This is a genomic window from Cupriavidus sp. Met-2, from assembly GCF_049843575.1.
In the GTDB taxonomy this organism is placed as follows: domain Bacteria; phylum Pseudomonadota; class Gammaproteobacteria; order Burkholderiales; family Burkholderiaceae; genus Cupriavidus; species Cupriavidus metallidurans.
The window spans coordinates 711208-732237 of record NZ_JBBHZL010000001.1; the positions used below are offsets into that span (position 1 = coordinate 711208).

At 63.5% G+C, this 21030-nt stretch carries 22 protein-coding genes; 14 read left to right on the forward strand and 8 right to left on the reverse strand.

What is annotated here, in order from left to right; translation table 11 throughout:
• Positions 1–22 precede the first annotated feature (22 nt).
• The 4 genes from rfaD (at position 23) to cysM (ending at position 4167) form a co-directional block, all read left to right on the forward strand.
• Positions 23–1018 carry an ADP-glyceromanno-heptose 6-epimerase gene (gene rfaD / locus WD006_RS03330; protein WP_011515575.1) on the forward strand — a complete coding sequence of 332 codons (996 nt, stop codon included), beginning with the start codon at positions 23–25 and terminating at the stop codon, positions 1016–1018.
• Positions 1019–1227: 209 nt separating this feature from the next.
• Positions 1228–1608: a ComEA family DNA-binding protein gene (locus WD006_RS03335; RefSeq protein WP_011515576.1), complete on the forward strand. Its 381-nt coding sequence runs from the start codon at positions 1228–1230 to the stop codon at positions 1606–1608.
• A gap of 220 nt (positions 1609–1828) precedes the next feature.
• Positions 1829–3154: a solute carrier family 23 protein gene (locus WD006_RS03340; RefSeq protein WP_029308330.1), complete on the forward strand. Its 1326-nt coding sequence runs from the start codon at positions 1829–1831 to the stop codon at positions 3152–3154.
• Positions 3155–3264: 110 nt separating this feature from the next.
• Complete coding sequence (cysM, locus tag WD006_RS03345; protein ID WP_029308329.1) at positions 3265–4167, forward strand: cysteine synthase CysM; 903 nt, start codon at positions 3265–3267, stop codon at positions 4165–4167.
• A gap of 79 nt (positions 4168–4246) precedes the next feature.
• Here cysM and mltB read toward each other — a convergent pair whose 3' ends face one another.
• Complete coding sequence (gene mltB / locus WD006_RS03350; RefSeq protein ID WP_029308328.1) at positions 4247–5353, reverse strand: lytic murein transglycosylase B; 1107 nt, start codon at positions 5351–5353, stop codon at positions 4247–4249.
• Positions 5354–5517: 164 nt separating this feature from the next.
• Here mltB and WD006_RS03355 point away from each other — a divergent pair, with 164 nt between their 5' ends.
• The 7 genes from WD006_RS03355 to WD006_RS03385 all read left to right on the forward strand — a co-directional run bounded on the left by WD006_RS03355 (position 5518) and on the right by WD006_RS03385 (position 12974).
• Positions 5518–6441: a histone deacetylase family protein gene (locus WD006_RS03355; RefSeq protein WP_029308327.1), complete on the forward strand. Its 924-nt coding sequence runs from the start codon at positions 5518–5520 to the stop codon at positions 6439–6441.
• 173 nt (positions 6442–6614) lie between these two features.
• The gene (locus WD006_RS03360; protein WP_029308326.1) at positions 6615–7649 is read left to right on the forward strand and encodes a methionine ABC transporter ATP-binding protein; all 1035 of its coding nucleotides are present in this window, start codon (positions 6615–6617) and stop codon (positions 7647–7649) included.
• Positions 7639–8292 carry a methionine ABC transporter permease gene (locus WD006_RS03365; RefSeq protein ID WP_011515580.1) on the forward strand — a complete coding sequence of 218 codons (654 nt, stop codon included), beginning with the start codon at positions 7639–7641 and terminating at the stop codon, positions 8290–8292. The genes WD006_RS03360 and WD006_RS03365 overlap by 11 nt, the downstream gene beginning before the upstream one ends.
• Positions 8293–8358: 66 nt before the next feature.
• Positions 8359–9153, forward strand: a complete 795-nt coding sequence (locus WD006_RS03370; protein ID WP_008643677.1) for a MetQ/NlpA family ABC transporter substrate-binding protein — start codon at positions 8359–8361, stop codon at positions 9151–9153.
• Between the two features lie 212 nt (positions 9154–9365).
• Positions 9366–10115 carry an electron transfer flavoprotein subunit beta/FixA family protein gene (locus WD006_RS03375; protein WP_008643682.1) on the forward strand — a complete coding sequence of 250 codons (750 nt, stop codon included), beginning with the start codon at positions 9366–9368 and terminating at the stop codon, positions 10113–10115.
• An 18-nt stretch (positions 10116–10133) separates the two neighbouring features.
• Positions 10134–11069: an electron transfer flavoprotein subunit alpha/FixB family protein gene (locus tag WD006_RS03380; RefSeq protein WP_008643684.1), complete on the forward strand. Its 936-nt coding sequence runs from the start codon at positions 10134–10136 to the stop codon at positions 11067–11069.
• A gap of 120 nt (positions 11070–11189) precedes the next feature.
• Entirely contained in the window at positions 11190–12974 is a 1785-nt protein-coding gene (locus tag WD006_RS03385; protein WP_011515582.1) for an acyl-CoA dehydrogenase, read from the forward strand.
• A 78-nt stretch (positions 12975–13052) separates the two neighbouring features.
• Here the strand turns inward: WD006_RS03385 and WD006_RS03390 are convergent, their stop codons facing one another.
• On the reverse strand, positions 13053–14357 hold the full coding sequence (locus tag WD006_RS03390; protein ID WP_008643686.1) for a D-amino acid dehydrogenase: 1305 nt from the start codon (positions 14355–14357) through the stop codon (positions 13053–13055).
• A 108-nt stretch (positions 14358–14465) separates the two neighbouring features.
• On the opposite strand from WD006_RS03390, the gene WD006_RS03395 reads away from it, so the two are divergent.
• The gene (locus WD006_RS03395; protein ID WP_008643687.1) at positions 14466–14975 is read left to right on the forward strand and encodes a winged helix-turn-helix transcriptional regulator; all 510 of its coding nucleotides are present in this window, start codon (positions 14466–14468) and stop codon (positions 14973–14975) included.
• Between the two features lie 19 nt (positions 14976–14994).
• Here WD006_RS03395 and WD006_RS03400 read toward each other — a convergent pair whose 3' ends face one another.
• From WD006_RS03400 to WD006_RS03425, 6 genes are all read right to left on the reverse strand, one after another.
• Positions 14995–16080 (reverse strand): PA0069 family radical SAM protein, encoded by a 1086-nt coding sequence (locus tag WD006_RS03400; RefSeq protein ID WP_375198995.1) that lies wholly within the window; start codon positions 16078–16080, stop codon positions 14995–14997.
• Between the two features lie 134 nt (positions 16081–16214).
• Complete coding sequence (locus tag WD006_RS03405) at positions 16215–17147, reverse strand: LysR family transcriptional regulator (protein ID WP_011515584.1); 933 nt, start codon at positions 17145–17147, stop codon at positions 16215–16217.
• 32 nt (positions 17148–17179) lie between these two features.
• Positions 17180–17671 (reverse strand): NINE protein, encoded by a 492-nt coding sequence (locus WD006_RS03410; RefSeq protein ID WP_011515585.1) that lies wholly within the window; start codon positions 17669–17671, stop codon positions 17180–17182.
• Between the two features lie 84 nt (positions 17672–17755).
• Positions 17756–17905: a hypothetical protein gene (locus WD006_RS03415; RefSeq protein WP_200876175.1), complete on the reverse strand. Its 150-nt coding sequence runs from the start codon at positions 17903–17905 to the stop codon at positions 17756–17758.
• Between the two features lie 230 nt (positions 17906–18135).
• On the reverse strand, positions 18136–18549 hold the full coding sequence (locus WD006_RS03420) for a hypothetical protein (protein WP_011515588.1): 414 nt from the start codon (positions 18547–18549) through the stop codon (positions 18136–18138).
• A 184-nt stretch (positions 18550–18733) separates the two neighbouring features.
• Positions 18734–19867, reverse strand: coding sequence for a PQQ-dependent sugar dehydrogenase (locus tag WD006_RS03425; protein WP_029308324.1), 1134 nt, complete (start codon positions 19865–19867; stop codon positions 18734–18736).
• Positions 19868–20042: 175 nt separating this feature from the next.
• On the opposite strand from WD006_RS03425, the gene rpsP reads away from it, so the two are divergent.
• Positions 20043–20294, forward strand: coding sequence for a 30S ribosomal protein S16 (gene rpsP, locus WD006_RS03430; protein WP_029308323.1), 252 nt, complete (start codon positions 20043–20045; stop codon positions 20292–20294).
• Between the two features lie 58 nt (positions 20295–20352).
• On the forward strand, positions 20353–21015 hold the full coding sequence (gene rimM / locus WD006_RS03435) for a ribosome maturation factor RimM (RefSeq protein ID WP_029308322.1): 663 nt from the start codon (positions 20353–20355) through the stop codon (positions 21013–21015).
• Positions 21016–21030: the final 15 nt, after the last annotated feature.

Sequence of the window (21030 nt, forward strand, 5' to 3'; positions counted from 1 at the left end):
CGCCACCGAGCCTGAATCCGCCATGACCATCATCGTGACCGGCGCTGCCGGCTTTATCGGCAGCAACATCGTCAAGGGCCTGAACGAGCGCGGCGAGACGAACATCATCGCCGTGGACAACCTGACCCGCGCCGAGAAGTTCAACAATCTCGTCGACTGCGAGATTGCCGACTACCTGGACAAGACCGACTTCGTCGCCCGCTTCGCGCGCGGCGATTTCGGCAATGTCCGCGCGGTATTCCATGAGGGCGCCTGCTCCGACACGATGGAGACCGACGGTCGCTACATGATGGAGAACAACTACCGCTACACGCTTGCCTTGCTGGAGGCGTGCCTGGAGCAGGGTGCCCAGTTCCTGTACGCGTCGTCGGCGGCCACTTATGGCGCTTCGACGATGTTTCGCGAGGACCGTGACTACGAAAAGCCGCTGAACGTCTACGGCTACTCCAAGTTCCTGTTTGACCAGGTGGTGCGCCGTCGCCTGCCTTCCGCCCATTCGCAGATCGTGGGCTTCCGCTACTTCAACGTCTACGGGCCGCGCGAATTCCACAAGGGCCGCATGGCGTCGGTGGCGTTCCATCACTTCAACCAGTTCCGCGCCGAAGGTACGGTCAAGCTGTTTGGCGAGTACAACGGCTATGCGCCGGGCACGCAGAGCCGGGACTTCGTGTCCGTGGAGGACGTGGTCAAGGTTAATCTGTACTTCCTGGACCATCCCGAGAAGTCCGGCATCTTCAACCTCGGTACTGGGCGGTCGCAGCCGTTCAACGACATCGCCGTCTCGGTGGTCAATGCGCTGCGCGAGTCGGAAGGCAAGCCGGCGCTCTCGCTCGATGAAATGGTGCAGGAAGGGCTGGTCGAGTACGTCAAGTTCCCTGATGCCCTGCGTGGCAAGTATCAATGCTTCACGCAGTCGGATGTATCGCGCCTGCGTGGGGCTGGCTACAGCGACCAGTTCCTGACCGTGCAGGAAGGCGTCAGCCGGTACTGCAAGTGGCTGCTGGAGCGAAGCGCCTAAGGTTCGTTTGCAGGGTGCGTTCATCGTCCCCTGTTGCGTGAAAGCCGCGGTCTGCAACGCGGTTATTTCGATTCGACACACAATGGCGCGAAGGTTGTGAACCTTCGTGTCCAGACGCTTCCGACGCCTGCTCGGACTCCTATCCTGCGTTTGCCCGTCGCCACCCGGCGGCCGGGCATCAACCAGACCAATGAACAGGAGTCTTTCTGATGCGCAGGACGTTCGATCTTTCCCTCCCTGAAATCTCGCTGCATCGCTGCATGCGCGCCGCGCGCCGCGTGGGTGCCGCAATCGGGCTTTCGATGTCGATCCTGGCCATGAGCCCGGCTTATGCTGATGTCGATGTCAACAGTGCCGACGAAGTGGCGCTTGCCACGGTCAAGGGCATCGGGCCGGCCACCGCCAAGCGTATTGCCGATGAGCGCGGCAAGAACGGTGCATTCAAGGATGCCAACGACCTGGTGGATCGGGTCCCCGGCATCGGGCCGAAATCGGTGGCCAACTTGCAGGCAGCGGGGCTGAGCTTCGGCAAGACGCCGGACGTCGCGCGCAAGGATGCCCGGCCAGCGCCCAAGGCCGCCACCCGCTGACGCCAGCGGATCCGCACCCGGGTCAACAATCGCAGGCTGGTACGCGTTGTGCTTGCGGCACGAGGTGCCGTTTGCACGGCCCGGGGTGCGGAGTATCATGCGCAACGCCACTGCCGACAGCGGTCGCCGGGCCGTGCAATCCGACAAAACCATCGAACAAGACCAACCAACTGGCGTGCCTGGTGTGAACCGGGCCGCCGCTGAAAAGGGAGAGAACAACATGGCGAATGGCCAGGGCAATGCGGGGGGGGAAGGTTTTTTTCCGAAGTGGCGGCTCAAGACCGAGGGCGTGATCGGCCCCGACGAGCGCCTGCCCGCTGGACAGACGCTGCTGGCGGGTATCCAGCACGTGGTGGCGATGTTCGGGTCGACCGCAATCGCGCCGATCCTGATGGGTTTCCATCCTAATATCGCCATCCTGTTCTCGGGCATCGGCACCCTGCTGTTCTTCCTTTTCGTTCGCGGTCGCGTGCCGAGCTATCTCGGCTCGAGCTTTGCGTTCATCGCCGTTGTCATCGCGGCCACTGGCTATGCGGGCAGTGGTCCCAATCCCAATATTCCCCTGGCGCTGGGCGGCATCATCGCGGCGGGCGCGTTATATACGGTCATCGGCCTCATCGTGCAGGCAGTTGGCTACGGTTGGGTGGAAAAGCTGATGCCGCCGGTCGTGACTGGCGCGATCGTCGCGGCAATCGGCCTGAACCTGGCGCCGGTGGCGGTCAAGGCGGTCAGCGCCGCGCCGCTCGATACCTGGGTGGGTTTGCTGACGGTGCTGGCTGTTGGCCTGATCGCCGTGCGCGCGCCAGGTATGCTTGGCCGCTTGCCGGTGCTGCTGGGCGGACTGGCCGGCTATCTCGCCTACTACATTGCCACCAACCTGATGGGGCTGGGCAAGGCCATCGACTTTTCGGGAGTGGCGGCGGCGAACTGGTTCGGCATGCCGGAGTTCACGGCGCCGGTATTCCAGGCCAATGCCATGCTGCTGATCGCGCCTGTGGCCATCGTGCTCGTGGCGGAGAATCTCGGGCATATCAAGGCGATCGGCGTTATGACCGGCCGCAACCTCGATCCGTACATCGGCCGCGCCTTCATCGGTGACGGCGTGGCAACGATGTTGTCGGCGGCGGGTGGTGGCACCGGCGTGACCACCTACGCCGAGAACATGGGCGTGATGGCGGTGACCAAGATCTATTCGACGCTGATCTTTGTGGTGGCGGCCGCCGTGGCTATCCTGCTCGGCTTCTCACCGAAATTCGGTGCACTGATCCTGACGATCCCGGGGCCGGTGATCGGGGGTCTGACCATCGTCGTGTTCGGCCTGATTTCGGCGACGGCCGGCCGTATCTGGGTGCAGAACCACGTCGATTTCTCCAGCTCGCGCAATCTGATTACCGTGGGCGCCACTCTGACGGTAGCTGCCGGCGATTTGACCCTGAAGCTGGGCGGCCTGACGCTTGGCGGCATCGGTACCGCCACGTTTGGCGCCATCCTGCTGTACCACCTGCTCGGCAAGGGCCGGACGCAGGAGCAGGGCCTGACGCATTGATCCACCAAAGGGAATCCCGCCGGCTGGCCGCCTGGAAATGGCCCGGCCGCCGGTGCGGATAAGTTGGGTGCATTACAATGGCCTGCGAAAAACCGACCGACTCCGCACCCATGGCTTATAAAACGATTGAAGACACCATTGGCAACACGCCGTTGGTCCGACTCCAACGCATTCCCGGCGCCGCGATCGAGGCACGCGGCAATGTGATTCTCGGCAAGCTCGAAGGCAATAACCCGGCAGGTTCGGTCAAGGACCGTCCGGCGGTGTCGATGATCCGCCATGCCGAGGCCCGTGGCCGCATCAAGCCCGGCGATACGCTGATCGAAGCAACTTCTGGCAATACCGGCATCGCGCTGGCCATGGCCGCGGCTATCCGCGGCTATCGCATGGTCCTGATCATGCCCGAGGATCTGAGTCTCGAGCGTCGCCAGAGCATGGCGGCGTATGGCGCCGAGATCATCCTGACGCCGGTCAAGGGTGGCATGGAATACGCCCGCGATCTGGCCGATGCCATGGAGCGTGACGGCAAGGGCGTGATCCTCGACCAGTTCGCCAATCCGGACAATCCGCTGGCGCACTACGAGACGACTGGCCCGGAGATCTGGAAGGACACCGACGGTCGCGTGACCCACTTCGTTTCGGCGATGGGCACCACGGGCACGATCACCGGCGTGTCACGCTATCTGAAGGAAAAGAATCCGCTGATCCAGATCATTGGCGCGCAGCCGGCGGAAGGTTCGCGTATCCCGGGTATCCGCAAATGGCCGGAAGCGTATCTGCCGAAGATCTACGATCCGAAGTTCATTGATCGCCAGGAGCCCGTAACGCAGGCCGATGCGGAGCATATGGCTCGCCGCATGGCGCGTGAGGAAGGCATCTTTGCAGGTATCTCTGCCGCAGGCGCCCTGTGCGTGGCGCTGAGGATTGCCGAAGAAGTCGAGAATGCGACGATCGTGTTCGTCGTGTGCGATCGCGGCGACCGCTATCTGTCGACGGGCGTGTTCCCGGCCTGATCGCCCGGACTTGCCCTGAAAGAAAGGCCCCGCAGGCTTGCGCCGCGGGGCCTTTTTCTTTGCTCTTGCCGCTTGGCGTTCAGGCCATGGCGGCCTTCACGGCTTCCCCAAGCTGATACACCGTCAGCGCATAGAAGAAGCTTCGGTTGTACCGCGTCAGCACGTAGAAATTGCGCAGGCCGATCACGTACTCGGTCGGCTGGTCGGGCGTCGGGAGATCGGCAATCAACACGCCTGTTTCGCCTTCGCGGGTGACGTCGATCGGTTCGTCTACGCGAAGTCCGGCGCGCGTGAGCTGGTTGAGTGTGCGTGTCGGCCACGGTTCGCCGTCGGCCGCAGCCGCGGCAACGCCTCGGCTGCCATCGTCGTTGGCGATCTGCCAGACCACCGGACGTCCCTGTTCCCAGCCATGCAGTTGCAGGAATCGGCCGACGCTGCCAATGGCATCGGTCGGGCTGTTGCGCAGGTCGATATGCCCGTCGCCGTCGTAGTCGACCGCGTACTCGCGCAGGCTCGTGGGCATGAACTGCGGAATGCCGATTGCGCCGGCATAGGAGCCCAGCACCGAAAATACGTCGGTCTTGGTGTCGCGGCACCAGAGCAGGTAGTCGGCGAGCTGATTCCGGAAGAGCTTGGTGCGCGCCTCACGGTTCGGGGTGTCGGGGTAGTCGAACGCCAGCGTCGAGAGCGAGTCCAGGACGCGGAAGTTGCCCATGTCGCGCCCGTAGATCGTCTCCACCCCGATGATGCCGACGATGACCGATGCCGGCACGCCGAACTCGGCCTCGGCGCGACGCAGCGTCTCGCGGTTCTGCTGCCAGAAGCGCACGCCGGCGTTGATGCGGATCGGTTCGATGAAGCGTGACCGATACGCCCGCCAGCTTTTCTTGCCCGGGGTGGTCGGCGGCATGATCAGTCGTGCGACCGTCGTGGAATAGACCGCCTGGCTGAACCATCCCTCGAGTTCGGCCCGCTGGAAGCCGTTGTTGGCCACCATCTCGTCAATGAATGCGCGGGTTTGCGGATGATTCTGATAGCGGCCCGGTTCGATCTCTTCTTCCCGGACGCTCACGCGGCGCTTGCCGGCGGCGAGAAGCCGAGGAGAAATGCCGCACAGGCCCAATGCGGCAGCGGTGAGTGCGGCGCCCAGCAGCGGGCGGCGCAGGGTGCGCTGGTGGTCGGTCATGTTGTCCTTTGCAAGTCGCACCGAGTATAGCGGATGCGATGTACGCGACGCCTCGTCGAGGGCGTACTTCGGTGCGCCGTACACGACAGCCAACAGGCGTAGAAGCGCGGGGCACGTCATGTGCTAACGTAGCGTCTGGAGACGAACTTGACCCATAACGAATAATGTCAACGGGCTACTACACGCATCCGTCGTTCCTGATGCATGAGATGGGGCATTTCCATCCTGAATGCCCGGAACGCCTGCAGGCTATCGAGGACCATCTGATTTCGCACGGGATGGATGGCCTGCTGGACCGGCGGGAGGCGCCGGCTGCCACCGACGCGCAGATCGAGCGCGTGCATCGGCCCGAATATGTGGCCAGCCTTGTCGCGATGAGTCCCGCCACCGGCTACCACCCGATCGATCCCGATACCCTGATGAACCCGCACACGCTCACCGCTGCCAGGCATGCGGCTGGTGCGGCGGTGGCTGCCACGGACGCCGTCATTTCCGGCGAACTGGAGAACGCGTTCTGCTGCGTGCGTCCGCCGGGCCATCATGCCGAGCCCGATCGCGCGATGGGATTCTGTTTCTTCGATAACGTGGCGATTGCGGCACGACATGCGCTCACGGCGCACGGCCTGTCGCGCGTGGCGATCGTCGATTTCGATGTGCACCACGGCAACGGCACCGAGGCGGCCTTCCGCGACGACCCGCAGGTGCTGATGTGCAGCTTTTTCCAGCACCCGTTCTACCCGTACAGCGGCACGGAGCACTTTGCGCCGAACATGTCGAACATCCCGCTGCCCGCGTACTCCAACGGCCTGGCTGTGCGCGAGGTCGTGGAAACGATCTGGCTGCCGCGGCTCAACGAATTCAAGCCCGAGATGCTGTTTATCTCCGCCGGCTTCGATGCGCATCGCGAGGATGACCTCGGACAGATGGGACTGGTCGAGCAGGACTATGCGTGGATCACGCAGCAGCTCGTCGATGTGGCGCGGGCTCATGCGAAGGGCCGCATCGTGAGTTGTCTGGAGGGGGGGTACAACCTTAGTGCCCTGGCGCGAAGCGTATTTGCCCACCTGAAGGTGCTGGTCGAGACCTAAAAGTGGCAAAAACGCCGCTTATAAGGGCGTCTATATGACGCCAGTGCATAAAGCCATCGAAAAAATCTCGTTTGAGGTATGAAGCGGATCGCATAAAATGCTCGCTTCACAAAAATAAAGTGCGGCAACAACGCAGGAGACCCCGCGATGTTGCCGTTTTCTTTTTACTTTCCATGATTAAACTGCAAGGACTCTCGCAGCGGTTCCCCGGCGGGTCGGGGGAAGTCCATGCGCTGCGAGACGTCAGCCTCTCCATCGCCTCCGGTGAGATCTTCGGCATCATCGGCCGAAGCGGTGCCGGCAAGAGCACGCTGGTGCGCGCCATCAACCTGCTGAACCGGCCCACCAGCGGCCGCGTGATCGTCGCCGGCCAGGATCTGACCGCGCTCGACAAGGGCGCGCTGCGCGAGGCCCGCCGCGAGATCGGCATGATCTTCCAGCACTTCAACCTGCTGTCGTCGCGCACGGTCTATGACAACGTGGCGCTGCCGCTCGAGCTGGCCGGCAAGTCGAAGCAGGAGATCGCATCGACCGTGGAACCGCTGCTCGAACTGGTCGGACTGTCGAAGCTGCGTGACCGCTATCCCGCCCAGATCAGTGGCGGGCAGAAGCAGCGCGTCGGCATTGCGCGGGCCCTGGCCAGCAAGCCGAAGGTGCTGCTGTCGGACGAGGCAACCTCGGCGCTGGATCCTGAAACGACGCGCGCGATTCTCGACCTGCTCAAGCAGATCAATCGCGAGCTCGGCCTGACCATCGTGATGATCACGCACCAGATGGAAGTGATCAAACAGGTTTGCGACCGCGTGGCCGTGCTCGAGGCCGGTCAGGTGGTGGAATCGGGCCGCGTGATCGACGTGTTCCTGCGTCCGCAGCACGAAGTCACGCGCGCCATGATCGGCGACGTCATTGCCCAGGAACTGCCGGTGAGCGTGCTCAAGCGCGTGGAAAGCCGTCTTGGCAATGGGCGCGATCACGTCTATCGCCTTGCTTTCACGGGCGAGAACGTCGATCAGCCGGTGCTGGCCCAGGCAATCCGCCAGCACGGGCTCGATTTCAACATCCTGCATGGCCATATCGATGAGATCCAGGGCCAGGCATTTGGCTCGCTGGCAATCATGGCCACGGGCGAACTGGCCGACGTGCGCGCGGCCATGGACTATCTGCAGTCGCAAGGCGTAGTGGTGGAGGAGATCGAACATGTGGTCTGAGATGTTTGACCTGTTCCTGTCGTCGTTCGGCGAGACCCTGCTGATGGTGGCGATTTCCGGCGTGGTTGGCGCGCTGCTGGGCGTGCCGCTGGGCGTGCTGCTGCATCTGACGAATCGTGGTGGTGTGCTGTCGCACCCGCTGTTCAACCGCACGATCGGCGTGGTCGTCAACGCCGTGCGTTCGATCCCGTTCATCATCCTGCTCGTGGTGGTGATCCCGTTCACGCGTTTCATCGTCGGTTCCTCGATCGGCACCACGGCTGCGGTCGTGCCGCTGACGATCGCGGCCATCCCGTTTATCGCCCGTCTGGTGGAAGCCTCGCTGCGCGAGGTCGACAAGGGGCTGGTGGAGGCCGCGCAGTCGATGGGTGCCACCACGGGCCAGATCGTCTGGAAGGTGCTGCTGCCAGAAGCCATGCCCGGTATCGTGGCCGGTCTGACCATCACGTTTGTCAGCCTGGTTGGCTATTCCGCCATGGCCGGCGCGATCGGCGGTGGTGGTCTGGGTGACCTCGGCATCCGCTACGGCTACCAGCGCTACATCACGGAAGTCATGGTTGCCGTGGTGGTGATCCTGATCGTGTTCGTGCAAGCCGTGCAGAGTTTCGGCGACTGGCTGGTCCGCCGCATCAGCCATCGCTGATACAACGGCCGCTCAAATCAATCAAAGCAACGCAAAGCAATTCACAGGGAAACCTTGGGGTAAAACATGCAACGTCGTAACGTGCTGAAGGGCGCCATCGTCGCGCTGGGTGTGGTGGTGTCGGCTGGCGCATTCGCGCAGGAAAAGCCGATCAAGGTCGGCGTGACGGGTGGCCCGCACGCCCAGATCATGGAGCAGGTGAAGAAGGTGGCAGCCAAGGATGGCCTGACCATCCAGGTGGTGGAGTTCAGTGACTACATCCAGCCGAATGCCGCGCTGGCTGCCGGCGATCTGGATGCCAACAGCTACCAGCACCTGCCGTACCTCGAGGCACAGATCAAGGACCGTGGCTACAAGTTCACGAACGTGGCCTTCACGGTGACGTTCCCGATGGGGGTCTACTCGAAGAAGATCAAGTCGCTTGACCAGCTCAAGCAGGGTGCCCGCGTCGGCGTGCCGAACGATCCGACGAATGGTGGCCGTGGCTTGCTGCTGCTGCAAAGCAAGGGCCTGATCAAGCTGCGTCCCGACGCCGGCCTGAAGGCGACGCCGCTCGACGTGGTCGAGAATCCGAAGAAGATCAAGCTCGTGGAGCTCGACGCCGCCCAGTTGCCGCGCTCGCTCGACGACCTCGACGCTGCCGCGATCAATGGCAACTACGCGGAATCGGCTGGCCTGTCGCCCACCCGCGACGCGATTGCGATGGAAGGTCCGAAGGGCCCGTACGCCAACCTGATCGCGATCCGCGAGGCGGACAAGAACAAGCCGTGGGTGGCCAAGCTCGTGAAGGCGTACCACTCGCCGGAAATCAAGCAGTACATCCAGGCCACGTTCAAGGATTCTGTGATCACTGCTTGGTGATCTTTTCGAGGTTTTCATCCAAACTCTGTGCGCGCAGGGCATCCTGCGGCACAATGGCGTGAAAATTTTCTGAGTTGCCGGCTATGCCCGGCAATTCTTTGCCTATAAAATAGTACGATCGTTCGAAAATCAAAAGCGCCGCCACCCCGGTGGTTATAATGGCGAGCGATTCAAAAAAATTTTGGACTATCAGCTATCAGTGGAGTGAGCGCATGAAAGTACTCGTCGCAGTCAAGCGGGTGGTGGACTACAACGTCAAGGTCCGCGTGAAGTCGGATGGCACGGGCGTCGACCTGGCCAACGTGAAGATGAGCATGAACCCGTTCGACGAAATCGCCGTGGAAGAGGCCGTGCGCCTGAAGGAAGCCGGCGTCGTCACCGAGGTGATTGCCGTGTCGTGCGGCGTGGCGCAATGCCAGGAGACCCTGCGTACCGCGATGGCCATCGGCGCCGATCGTGGCATCCTGGTCGAGTCGAACGAAGACCTGCAGCCGCTGGCCGTGGCCAAGCTGCTCAAGGCCCTGATCGACAAGGAGCAGCCGCAACTGGTGATCCTGGGCAAGCAGGCCATCGACGATGACTCGAACCAGACCGGCCAGATGGTGGCCGCGCTGGCCGGCATGCCGCAAGCTACCTTCGCCTCGAAGGTCGTGCTGGCTGACGGCAAGGCATCGGTGACCCGTGAAGTGGATGGCGGTCTGGAGACCGTGTCGATCAAGCTGCCGGCCGTGGTGACCACCGACCTGCGCCTGAACGAGCCGCGCTACGTCACGCTGCCGAACATCATGAAGGCCAAGAAGAAGCCGCTGGAAACCGTCAAGCCGGAAGATCTCGGCGTCGACGTGAAGCCGCGTCTGTCGACCGTGAAGGTCGTCGAGCCCGCGAAGCGCAGTGCTGGCGTGATGGTCCCGGATGTGGCCACGCTGGTGCAGAAGCTGAAGACGGAAGCCAAGGTTATCTGAGCGCGGGGGAGATAGAACATGACTGCACTCGTCATTGCTGAACACGACAATCAATCGATCAAGGCCGCCACGCTGAACACCGTGACGGCAGCTGCCCAATGCGGCGGCGATGTCCACGTGCTGGTGGCTGGCTCGAACGCCAAGGCTGCCGCCGATGCCGCCGCGAAGATCGCCGGCGTGTCGAAGGTCCTGCTGGCCGACGCACCGTACTTTGGTGACGGCCTGGCCGAGAACCTCGCCGAGCAGATTCTGGCCGTGGCCAGCGACTACTCGCACATCCTGGCTCCGGCTACCGCCTCGGGCAAGAACGTCCTGCCGCGCGTTGCCGCCAAGCTGGATGTGGCACAACTGTCGGACATCACCAAGGTCGACTCGCCCGACACGTTCGAGCGCCCGATCTACGCTGGCAACGCCATCGCCATCGTGAAGTCGTCGGACAAGATCAAGGTCATCACCGTGCGCGGTACCGGCTTCGACGCCGCCGCAGCCGAAGGTGGCTCGGCTTCCGTGGACACGATCCCGGTCGTAGCCGACGCTGGCATCTCGCAATTCGTGTCGCGTGAAGTGACCAAGAGCGATCGTCCGGAACTGACCGCCGCCAAGATCATCGTCTCGGGTGGCCGTGGCGTGGGTTCGGGCGAGAACTACACCAAGGTGCTGACGCCGCTGGCCGACAAGCTGGGCGCCGCGCTGGGCGCATCGCGCGCGGCAGTCGATGCCGGCTTCGTGCCGAACGACTACCAGGTTGGTCAGACCGGCAAGATCGTTGCCCCGCAGCTGTACATCGCCGTCGGTATCTCCGGCGCGATCCAGCATCTGGCCGGCATGAAGGACTCCAAGGTGATCGTCGCGATCAACAAGGATGCCGAAGCCCCGATCTTCTCGGTGGCCGACTATGGTCTGGTGGGCGACCTGAACACCGTGGTGCCGGAGCTGGTGGCCGCACTGGGCTGATAGGTAACACTGGGCTTATGGCCTGATCGGCCGGCGGAAAGCCGGTCGATCGAACAAGAAGAATGAAGCCGTTCCGGGTATCGCCCGCGAGCGGCTTTTTTGCAAACGCTGGAGACATTAATGACCTATCGTGCACCGCTCAAGGACATGCAGTTCGTCATGAACGAGCTGGCGGGCCTGGAAAGCATCAGCCAGTTGCCTGGCTACGAAGACGCCACGCCCGATACGGCACAGGCCGTGCTGGAAGAGGCCGCGAAGTTCAACGAACAGGTCGTGGCACCGCTGAACCGCGCGGGCGATCTGAACCCGAGCAGCTGGAAGGACGGCGTGGTGACCACGACGCCGGGTTTCAGCGACGCATTTCGCCAGTTTGGTGAAGGCGGCTGGCAGGGCGTGCTGCATCCGTCCGATTTCGGCGGCCAGGGTCTGCCGAAGCTGGTGGCCACGCCGTGCAACGAGATGCTGAATGCGGCGAACCTGTCGTTCGCGCTCTGCCCGTTGCTGACCGACGGCGCGATCGAGGCGCTGCTGACCGCCGGATCGGATGCCCAGAAGGAAACCTTCCTGCCGAAGCTGATCTCGGGAGAGTGGACCGGCACGATGAACCTGACTGAGCCGCAGGCCGGTTCGGATCTGGCCGCCGTGCGGACCCGCGCGGAGCCGCAGGGCGATGGCACGTTCAAGGTCTTCGGCACCAAGATCTTCATCACGTATGGCGAGCACGACATGGCGGAGAACATCGTCCATCTCGTGCTGGCACGCACCCCGAACGCGCCCGAAGGCGTCAAGGGCATTTCGCTGTTCATCGTGCCGAAGTTCCTGCTCAATGCGGACGGTTCGCTGGGCGAGCGCAACGATGTGCATTGCGTGTCGATCGAACACAAGCTCGGTATCAAGGCCAGCCCCACCGCCGTGCTGCAGTTCGGCGATCACGGTGGCGCCATTGGCACGCTGGTTGGCGAGGAGAACCGCGGGCTTGAGTACATGTTCATCATGATGAACTCGGCACGCTTCTCGGTGGGCATGCAAGGCATCGCCGTGTCCGAGCGTGCTTACCAGCAGGCCGTGGCGTTCGCGAAGGAGCGCGTGCAAAGCCGTCCGGTCGATGGCTCGGCCCGCGAGGCCGTGACGATCATCCATCATCCGGACGTCAAGCGGATGCTGATGACGATGCGCGCGCTGATCGAAGGCGCACGCTCGGTGGCCTATGTGGCCGCCGCCGCGAGCGACATCGCGCACCAGCATCCGGATGAGGGCGTGCGTCGTCAGAACATGGCGCTGTACGAGTTCCTGGTGCCGGTGGTGAAGGGGTGGAGCACCGAGCTGTCGATCGACGTGACCAGCCTGGGCGTGCAAGTTCACGGTGGCATGGGATTCATCGAGGAAACCGGCGCGGCACAACATTATCGCGACGCGCGCATCCTGCCGATCTATGAAGGCACGACCGCGATCCAGGCGAACGATCTGATTGGCCGCAAGACCGTGCGCGATGGCGGTGCCATGGCACGCGCGATCTGTGCACAGATCGCCGAGACCGAAGCGGCGCTGGGCAAACACGGCGGTGACGCGTTCACGGCGGTGCAGGCGCAACTGAAGCAGGGCCGTGAAGCGCTGGAGGCCGTGGTGGAGTTCGTCATCGGCAGCGCGAAGGCGGACCCGAATGCCGTGTTCGCCGGTAGCGTGCCGTACCTGAAGCTGTGCGGCATCGTGTTCTCGGGCTGGCAGTTCGGCCGTGCCATGCTGGTTGCCGATGCGAAGCGCGCGGAAGATCCAGCCTTCTACGACGCAAAGATCGCGACGGCGCATTTCTTCGGCCAGCACATCCTGTCCCAGGCATCCGCATTCCGTGCCGCGATTGTGGGTGGTGGCGCTCCGGCCAACGCGCTGACGGCGGATCAGTTCTGATCCGGCGTACCGGGCATCAAGGCAATGAAAAGGGCGACCCCTCGGGGTCGCCCTTTTTTTCGTCACGGTGCCGAAGGATCAGGCCGGTAGCGGCCGTGGCAAGTGGTGCGTGCGCGGCTGCTTGCGGTAGCGATCCACCGAGAGGTCGTCGGCACGGATTGCCGGGCGCGTGCCCGAGACCAGGTCGGACAGCAACTGGCCCGAGCCGCAGGCCATCGTCCACCCAAGCGTGCCGTGACCCGTGTTGAGCCAGAGGCCGCGGATGCCAGCGGGGCCGACCACCGGAGTGCTATCGGGTGTCATCGGGCGCAGGCCGGTCCAGAACGTGGCGCGGCTCACATCGCCCGCGCCCGGGAACAGATCGTTCACCACGTGTTCCAGCGTGCGGCGCTTATTCGGATCGAGCGAGCGGTCATAGCCGACGATCTGCGCCATGCCGCCCACGCGGATGCGGTCGTCGAAGCGCGTGATCGCCACCTTGTATGTCTCGTCGAGCACCGTCGACACCGGGCTCTTCGATGCATCGGTGAGCGGCACCGTGATCGAGAAGCCCTTGAGCGGATAGACGGGCAGGTTCGACAGGCCCGGCAGCACGTGCTTCACGAACGGCGTGGACCAGCTGCCCAGCGCCACTACGACGGCATCGGCCATCATCGGTTGCCCTTCGACGATTGCGCCGGTCACAGCGTCGCCCTGCGTCAGCAGGCCGTCGATCGAGCGGTTGTAGATGAACTGCACGCCGATCGATTCAGCCATGGCTGCCAGCCGTTCCGTAAACAGCTGGCAGTCCCCGGTTTCATCGTTCGGCAGGCGCAGGCCACCGGCCAGCTTGTGGCCGACGGCGGCGAGCGCCGGTTCGCTCGCGGCGAGTTCTTCGCGCGAAAGCAATTCGTATGGCACGCCGGCTTCCTCGAGCACGGCGATGTCGCGCGACGCGGCTTCCAATTGCGCGTCGGTGCGGAATACCTGGAGCGTGCCTTGCTGGCGGCCTTCATAGCTGATGCCGGTATCCGCGCGCAGCGCGCGGATGCAGTCCCGGCTGTACTCGGCCAGACGCACCATGCGCTCCTTGTTCACCGCGTAGCGGTCGGCTGTGCAGTTCTGCAGCATCTGCCACATCCACTGAAGCTGGAACAGCGTGCCGTCGGGTTTGATCGTGAGCGGCGCGTGCTCCTGGAACATCCACTTGATCGCCTTGAGCGGAACGCCGGGTGCTGCCCACGGCGACGCATAGCCCGGAGAGATCTGGCCGGCGTTGGCAAAGCTGGTGCCAAGAGCGGGGCCGCCTTCGCGGTCTACCACGATCACTTCGTGACCGGCGCGGGCCAGATACCACGCACTGGTGACGCCAATAACGCCACTGCCAAGAATTAGAACGCGCATGTTGGGGGCTCTCTACTGCGGAATGGGTGTGTGGGAGAATTCGCTTCTATACTATTGACTTCAAGGCAGTCATAGTTACCGAATTTCTCTGCAAAACAGGAAAAAATCATGAGAACGAGTCGTCAGCCGGTACGTGCGCTGGATCGGCTGGACCGGAAGATTCTGGGGGTCCTGCAGGCCGATGGCCGGATTTCGATGAAGGAGCTGGCGGAGGCCGTCGGGCTGACCATCACGCCGTGCATCGAGCGCGTGAAGCGGCTCGAACGCGACGGGGTCATCATGGGGTACTACGCGCGGCTGAACCCGACGCTGCTTGGCAGCGCGCTGCTGGTCTTCGTCGAGATCTCTCTTGGGAATAAGTCGGGCAACATGTTCGAGCAGTTCCGGCGCGAGGTGCTGCGGATCCCCGAGGTGCTCGAGTGCCACCTGGTATCGGGCGATTTCGATTACCTGATCAAGGCGCGCATCCGCGAGATCGGCGAGTATCGCCGGCTGCTCGGCGACATCCTGCTGCAACTGCCGGGCGCGGCGCAGTCGAAAAGCTACGTGGTAATGGAAGAGATCAAGGAGACGCTGGCGATCGCGGTGGACGAGAAGGAGCGCAGCCAACCAGGCTGACGGCTCCTGGCCTGCTGGCTCAGAAAAGGCTGCCCTGCGGCGAATCCTCGGGCGGCACGCGGAACAGATCGGTGCGCAGCGGGTGGCGCTCTTGATTGAGCCCAAGCCTCCGGCATGCGATCTCGAAACGCTTGCGGACCAGCTCGGCAAAAATGCCCGTCCCGCGCATCCGGCTCGTGAATGTCGCGTCGTTGTGCTTCCCGTTGCGCATGTTCTCGATGATGCTCAGCACATGCTGCTTGCGGCCGGGGAAATGCTCCTCCAGCCATTCGATGAAGATGCCGTGAACCTCTAGCGGCAGGCGCAGCATGACGAAGCCGGCCGACGTTGCCCCAACTTCGCTGCAGGCCTTCAGCACGTTTTCCAGGTCGTAGTCGGTCAGCGCCGGTATCACCGGGGCAAAGAGCACCCCGGCCGGCACGCCCGCCTCGGCCAGCAACCGAATGCCTTCGATCCGTTTTGATGGTGTGCTGGCGCGCGGCTCCATCTTTCTGGCGATATCGGCATCGAGCGTCGTGACGGACATGAATACGCGCGCCAGCCCATTCCGGGCCATACGGGCAAGGATGTCGATATCTCGCGTCACCAGAAACGATTTGGTCGTGATGGCCACCGGGTGCTGGAAGCGTTCCAGCACCTCCAGAATGCCGCGAGTGAGCTGGAATTTCCGCTCGATCGGCTGGTACGGATCGGTGTTGGTGCCGAGCGCGATGACGCTCGGCTTGTAGTGTTTCTTGCGGAGTTCCTGCTCGAGCAGCGTAGCGGCATTTGGCTTGGCGAACAGCTTTGTCTCGAAGTCGAGACCGGGCGACAGGCCCAGGTAGGCATGATTCGGTCGCGCAAAACAGTACGAGCACCCGTGCTCGCAACCCCGGTACATGTTGATCGACTGGTCGAACGGAACATCGGGCGACTGGTTGCGCGAGATGATCGTCCTTGCCGGCTCGATCGCGGTCGTCGTCCGTGGCGCGGGAGACTCGCCGTGCAAGGCCTCCAGATCGGCAAGCATGGCCGCATCCGCCTCTCGGGACAGGCTGTCGAAACGCGATTCCGTGTTCGACAGCGCGCCTCTTCCCTTGCGGAAGCCATCGGGTAGTGACGTCATGGGGGCTCTTGACTCGTACAATCTCCAATACTGTATAAATATACAGTATTGCTGGCGAGATACCAGTGCCCTGATCAGCGCCCTGATGGAATGCGCGCCCTGGGGATTGAACCTCCGGTGGGCTTCAGATCTGGTCAGACGGTACGTGTGGCCAAGGGAGGCGCGTCGTCGCGATCCCAGTAGGGCGGGGAGCCGAACCAGTTGGCAAAGAAGTCGACAAAGGCGTGTGTCTTGGCGGGAACCAGATGCCGGCTCGGATAGACCGCCCAGATCGAGACGACCGGCAATACCGGGTATTCATCGAGCACGGTGACCAACTCGCCGCGGCGCAGGTATGGCGCCACATCCCAGGTCGACTTCAGCGCGATGCCCACGCCCGCGACGATCGCGTCGCGAATCACCTCGCCGTTATCGGCGCGTAGCGTGCCCCGCACGCTCACCGCGCTTTCGCCGACCGGGGTATCAAAACGCCAGGTCGATTGATCGCCAAGGACCAGGCAGTTGTGATTGCGCAGGTCTTCCGGGTGCCGTGGGGAGCCGTGCCGCGCGAGGTATTCCGGCGATGCGCAGATCACACGATGACTGGGCGCGAGTGGCCTGGCGACCAGCGAGGAATCGGGGAGCGCGCCCATGCGGAGCGCGACATCAATGCCACTATCGACGAGGCCGACGATCTGGTCGCTCAGGCGCAGATCCAGTGTGATGCCGGGGTAGGTGGCGAGGAAGGCGGGGATTGCCGGTGAGACATGCTGGCGTCCGAACGAGGCCGGCGCCGTGACACGCAACGGACCGTGCGGAACCTCCGCGCCTCGGCCCACGGATTGCGCGGCCACCTCCGATGCGGCCAGCAATGGCTCGGCGTGGGTCAGGAAGCGCTCGCCATCGCCGGTGAGCGAAAGGCGGCGCGTTGTGCGATGTAGCAGGCGGGTGCCTAGCCGATCCTCCAGTCGCTGGAGCCGGGCGCTGGCGGTCGATGTCGACAGTCCCAGATCGCGTGCGGCCGCCGACAGATTGCCGAGCGCCGCCGCGCGCACGAAGACCGCGATATCGGTCAGGTCGAAAGGCATCGTCGGCGCGTGAAGTGGGGCCAGGCCTTCGGCTATTCCTGCGAGAGTGCCTTGGCTGCCTCGACTTGCGATTCGAAGAACGTCTGGAAGCTGATGGCAAGTCCTGCCATCAGCAGGCCGGTGCCGATCATCAGCGAAAAGATAATCAGGATGACCACGGGCCAGCCCGAGCGCGTGGGCTGGCCATGAGGGTTGTATTGCGCATCCCACTTGTCGTCGGGGCGCAGCCCGAACACGATGGCCGTCAGGAAGGCGCTGATAAGGGACGCGCCGCCGGCCACCGCGAAGACCCAGTTCAGTGCGGTATTGCCGGTGCCGAGGGTCAGCGAGGCGATGCCGAGCACGCCGGCTACGGTGCAAAGCAGGTGGACCCAGCCGAACTTGTCGCCCAGTCCTTTCAGATAGAAACGATGCGCCCCAAGGCTGCCGAGCAGGAAGGCCAGCGCAACGGTGGCCAGTTTCGATTTGCCGCGTGTGTTGCGGGCTTCAGTGGCAATGGCGGAGGCTTGGCTGGCTGCTGGCATCGGTATGGGGACGAAGACGGTATGGGCGCCATGGCGGGCAGTGGTCGCACATTGTACGCCGGGCCCGGACCGATACCCTGGCGGTCAGAACGGCCAGACGGAGGCCAGGGCGCCGGATACCAGCACGGAGATATGTGTTTCGCTGTACAACACGAGCGTCAGCAGCAGCATGAACAGCACTGACAATGACAAATGGCCCGCGTGCCGGGCCAGGCCCGAAAAAAGCGGGGACATGATGAACCTCGACAAGGATGTCTTGTGGAGGCTGCGCCCGACCTTGGTGTCGATCAGTGGGTACCGGGCAGAGGCAGGTCAGGTCGGTTGCCGTCTGCGCAACGACGGCACGCTGTGCGACTCCGGACAGCGCCGGGCGGCAGCCTGTGCGGCGTCAATCAGCACGCACAAATGTAGAGACAAAGGGGGGCGCGTGGAAGTTCCGGCTACGTGACAATCCGTCGGCGTGCCTAGCGTCCGCCGTCGCGCCCGCGCGCCTGCCATCCCGGGCCAACATTGCCGGGGTGTGCTTCGGAATTTCGGAGCGTGGCTTCGCCGGGGCTGTTGCGATCGCCGCCACCGGGCTGGCGTGCGCGTTGTTCGTCGTCGCGCCCGCCAGGGCTGGCGGGGCGTCCGCTCAGACGGTCGTCGTTACGGGCCCTTGCTTCCATGCGATCAATCTGTGCCTGCACATGATCGCGGTTTTCCGCCCGCACGCTGGCGATTTCCCATCCGTTGGCAGCATGCACCGCCTGCACCGTGCGATCGGTGCGGCTGTGATGCCAGAAGGCGACTTGCGCGTGGCTGACTGCAATGCTGCCGCCAAGGCCGGCAACAGCCACGCTACCAGCCACCATAAGGCGCAGGAGGGGGCGGGTAAACATGCGGAATCCCAAGGTCCTGTTGCTGAGAGAAGTCAGGAGTTGGGTTCATGGTACGCAGGGGCCGTGTGACCGCCTATGCCAATCCCGTTACCGGTGTAACGGATTGTTTCGTCAAATTTGTCAGCTTTGGAGCGTCTGCTGCGATGCCGCGCCAGGCCAGCATTGGCGCGGTATCGAAGCGGTTTCAGGGCGCGTAGCGGATGCGATAAATCGCATTGGCTTTGTCGTCGCTAACCAACAGCGAACCGTCGCTTGCCACCTGGACGTCGACCGGGCGACCCCACGCCTTGCCGTCGCACAGCCATCCTTCGGCAAAGATCTCCTGACGAATCACGCGCCCATCGTCATCGAGCACGATCCGTGCAATCCGGTAGCCGATGGCAGTGGAGCGGTTCCAGCTACCGTGCTCGGCGATGAAGATGTTGTTCTTGCGATATTCCGGTGGAAACTGCGTGCCAGTGTAGAAGCGCATCCCGAGCGCGGCCACATGTGGCCCCAGCTTGGCGACAGGCGGCGTGAACGCTGAACACGGGCGCTGTTTCCCGAACTCCGGGTCGGCAATCGTGCCGGCGTGGCAATACGGAAAGCCGAAGTGCTCGCCTTCACGCGTCAATCGGTTCAGTTCATCGTCGGGCTGGTCGTCGCCTAGCCAGTCGCGCCCATTGTCCGTGAACCACAGTTCGTGCGTGGCGGGGTGCCAGTCGAAGCCAACCGTGTTGCGCACGCCCCGGGCCACTACGCGCAGGTCGGAACCGTCAGGCTTCATTTTCATGATGTTCGCGTAACGGTTCTCGTCCGGCGCGCAGATATTGCATGGCGCGCCGACAGGCACGTAGAGATAGCCGTCAGGTCCAAACGCAATGAATTTCCAGCCGTGATGGGTTTCGGTCGGAAATCTGTCGCTGATAGTGACCGGGCGCGGCGGATCGTCGAGGCGGCCCTCGATGTTGTCGAGCCGCACGATGCGCGACGTCGATGACGCATACAATGCGCCATCGCGAAAGGCGACGCCCACGGGCATCGTGAGTCCGGATGCGATAACGCGCATCTTCGGATGCGGGCCGAGCGGCGACTCCAGCGCATATACCTTGCCCTCCGCGCGGCTGCCCACGAACAGCGTGCCCTTCGGCGACAGCGTCATGGCCCGCGCGCCGGGCACGTCGTCGCTGAGCACTTCGATCTTGAAGCCTGGCGGCAGCCGGATCTGGTCGATCGGCAGGGCGGCCTGCGCCGTCGCTGCAGACCAGGCGGCACCCAGCAGTGCCAGCCTGCAGAGGGATTTCGCGAGGTATTGCGCAGTGTGCCGATTTGGCCGCATGTCATGCCTCCAGTTCGCGGTTTTCGCCACGGTTCGGCTGGCCGCGTGTTGCGTCAGAAGCGCACCGATGGGGCCGAACAGCGCGGGAAAGTCCTAAGTGTTTGTTTGGGCTCGGGAAGTGGGCTATACTCTTGCGTTTCGTGTTCGCACGCTCCCGTTTTTTCGAGGAATTAACATGGTCGTAATCCGTCTGGCTCGCGGCGGCAGCAAGAAGCGCCCGTTCTTCAATATCGTTGCTACCGATTCGCGCAACCGTCGCGATGGCCGTTTCATCGAACGTATTGGCTTCTACAACCCGCTGGCTTCCGAAAAGGAAGAGGGCCTGCGCGTTGTGCAGGACCGTCTGGCCTACTGGCAAGGCGTTGGCGCTCAACTGTCGCCGACCGTTGCCCGCCTGGTCAAGCAAGCCGGCAAGGCTGCAGCCTGATAGGTCTTGCGCGGCGTGCCTGTATGGCGCGCCGATGCAGAACTGACGCACCGCTGAAGTGACTGGCAATGCCTCCGGCCGCAAGCCGTTGAATCTGGCCGCTACGCAAGGCGGTGCCTCCGGCCGGCAGGAAAAACTGCCCGCCGCGCTGTTGTTCACGGACACCCTGCCCGACGATCTGGTCGAGGTTGGCTACGTGGGCGCGGCATATGGTATCCGGGGCTGGATCAAAGTCCAGCCACATGCGGACGACGCCTCCGCATTGCTCCACGCCCGCCGTTGGTGGCTGCTTCGCGCGCCGCCGGCCGGCGTGGTGTCGGCGCCGGCGCAGTCGGCCGAGGCTGTCAGCATCAAGATCTCCCAGTCGCGTGAACACAGCGGTACCGTGGTTGCGCAGCCGGCCGGCGTTTCGGACCGCAGTGTGGCCGAAATGCTCAAGGGGCGTCGTGTCTGGGTCCGGCGCGCGGATTTTCCCGCGGCGGAAGAGGGTGAGTTTTACTGGGTCGACCTGATCGGTTGTGCCGTGGTCAACGAGCAGGGCGAAGCGCTCGGCGAGGTGACCGGCCTGATCGACAATGGCGCCCATCAGATCCTTCAGGTGGCCTACGAGCTGCCGGACGGTAAGGCCGCTGAGCGGCTGATCCCGTTTGTCGACGCGTTCCTGCGGACGGTGGATACACCGGCCAGGCGGATCGTGGTGGACTGGGGGCTCGACTACTGAAGTGTCAGGGGAGGC